Raw genomic sequence first — 2,157 nt, 5'->3', positions numbered from 1 at the left:
TAAATCTCCTTTTATAAATTGTATTTGTTTTTCTTAACCTAATATTAAACCTTTTGTGTGACAAGATTATGGCAGTTATATGTAAAAAAAATGACAGTCCAACTGAATTTTGGACTGCCATCGATTCTAATTATGGATTTTTTATTTCTTTGATTGTTTTATTGAGTTAATCTTTAAACAAAATCATGTCCTAGTGGATTTTCAACCTTTGTAAAAGGTTCGTAACCAGCACTAGTGGATATGAATAGAGTTAAGAATACTCCTGCAACTATAGTATTTAATAACCTTATCATTTTAATCTCCTATTATAATCGAGAAATTGTAAATCAATGCTAATGATAATCAATATCTCTTGGTAATCATTGACAATTAATGTCTGCTGGATTATTATAACACCGTTAAATCTTCTTTTATAACACAAAACACCCGTCGTTCTGCAGATGTTGATACTGCGTACGACGGGTGTTTTGAATTCTGGTTTTGTGTTATTACATATCGAATAAATTAGGAAGAAACAAGGTGATATTTGGTATAAATGTTACCAGGAGCAGTGCGGCAATAAGAGCTAAAAGAAAAGGCCATATTGCTTTTACCAAGTCTTCAAACTTCATGCCCGTAATTCCACAGGCAACAAATAGATTGGAGCCTACAGGAGGGGTAATAAAGCCAATTGATAGGTTTAGTATCATCATTACGCCGAAGTGGTAAACGTCAATGCCGTACTGTGCAACTATTGGGTACAGGATTGGACTAAGGATGATGATTGCTGTAAATGTCTCCATTACGCATCCTACTATGAGAAGTATTATATTTATTACTAATAGAAGTACAAATACATTGCTACTCAGTGAAGTCAATGATGTTTCAACCATTTTTGGAACACCTTCAACTGTAAGGATTTTCCCAAGGACGGAGCCGGTTGCTACTACTATTAGTATTGAAGACACTGTAATGGCAGAACTAATAAATGCTGTTGTTGTAGCTTTTATAGTAAGTTCCTTGTAGATGAACTTTCCTACTATGAATCCATATACACAGGCAACAACAGCTGCTTCGGTTGCCGAGAATATTCCACCGTAGATTCCTCCGATGATGATGACTGGTACGAATAGAGCCCAGATGGCGCTAAAGGTATTTTTTACTACAGTTTTGAAATGAAATTCACTGTGTGTGCTTTTGTAGCCGTCTCTTTTGGCAAAATAATAAACAAGAATCATAAGAGCAAATCCAGCCAAAAGACCAGGTCCAACTCCTCCCATGAACATGTTTCCAGGAGATGCTGCAGGCAGTGCTACACAGTACATTACCATAGGTATGCTTGGGGGGATTATTGTACCAAGAACTCCTGCTGCTGCAGTAAGTGCTGTAGCGAAGGATCTAGGATATCCCTGTTCCTCCATTGCAGGTATCATTATTGTTCCTATAGCTGCAACTGTTGCAATGGCAGAACCGCTTATTGCTCCAAAGAATATGCAAGTAAGTACAGTAACAATACCAAGTCCGCCTGTAAGATGTCCAACCATGGAGTTGGAAAGGTTGATCAATCTTTTGGACAATCCTCCACCTTCCATGATTGATCCCGCCAGTATGAAGAAAGGGATTGCTATGAGAGGGAAGCTGTTCATTGAGGAAAATATGGACTGTGAAATAAAGTCAAGACCCATTGCTCCGCCTGAAAATCCATAAATACAAAGTGCTATACCAATGGATACACCTATTGGAACTGATAATAATACAAATACGGCAAAGGAAGCCAGTAATAAGAATATATGCATGATATTAACCTCCTATCCTTATTTCATCTGCTCTTTCTTTGAAGAGCATTCTAGTGTCAACTATAAGTCTGTAAATACTAAGTATAAATCCGATTGGTACTGCAATTTGAATCATCCACATTGAAAGTCCTGTGGATTCTGAAATCTGCGGATTGACAAAAATCAGTTTGTAAACTTTAATCATTGAGTAGTAACTGAAAATCCCACAGAATGCCATGAATACAAGATTTGAAAATATCTTAAGATAGAACTGCATTCTTTCAGGAAGTATAACAAAGGCCAGTTCAACCTTGATATGTTTTCTTTTTTTTACAGCCAGTGAGATTCCTATAAAAACCGACCATATAAGCATATATGTCAGAAGATCCTGACTCCATGATAT

The 2,157-nt window shown here is 36.6% G+C and carries 2 protein-coding genes; both read right to left on the bottom strand.

Annotated elements, in window-relative coordinates; genetic code table 11:
* Positions 1–488: 488 nt before the first annotated feature.
* On the bottom strand, positions 489–1,775 hold the full coding sequence (locus tag AC3AX0_RS12105) for a TRAP transporter large permease (protein ID WP_487550535.1): 1,287 nt from the start codon (positions 1,773–1,775) through the stop codon (positions 489–491).
* Positions 1,776–1,779: 4 nt separating this feature from the next.
* Positions 1,780–2,157, bottom strand: a 378-nt coding sequence (locus AC3AX0_RS12100; protein ID WP_487550534.1) for a TRAP transporter small permease, incomplete at its 5' end; no start/stop codon positions are given.

The sequence above is a fragment of the Dethiosulfatibacter sp. genome (assembly GCF_983023055.1).
Note: the sequence above shows the minus strand (reverse complement) of the source record. Positions and strands in the feature narration are given on the sequence as shown.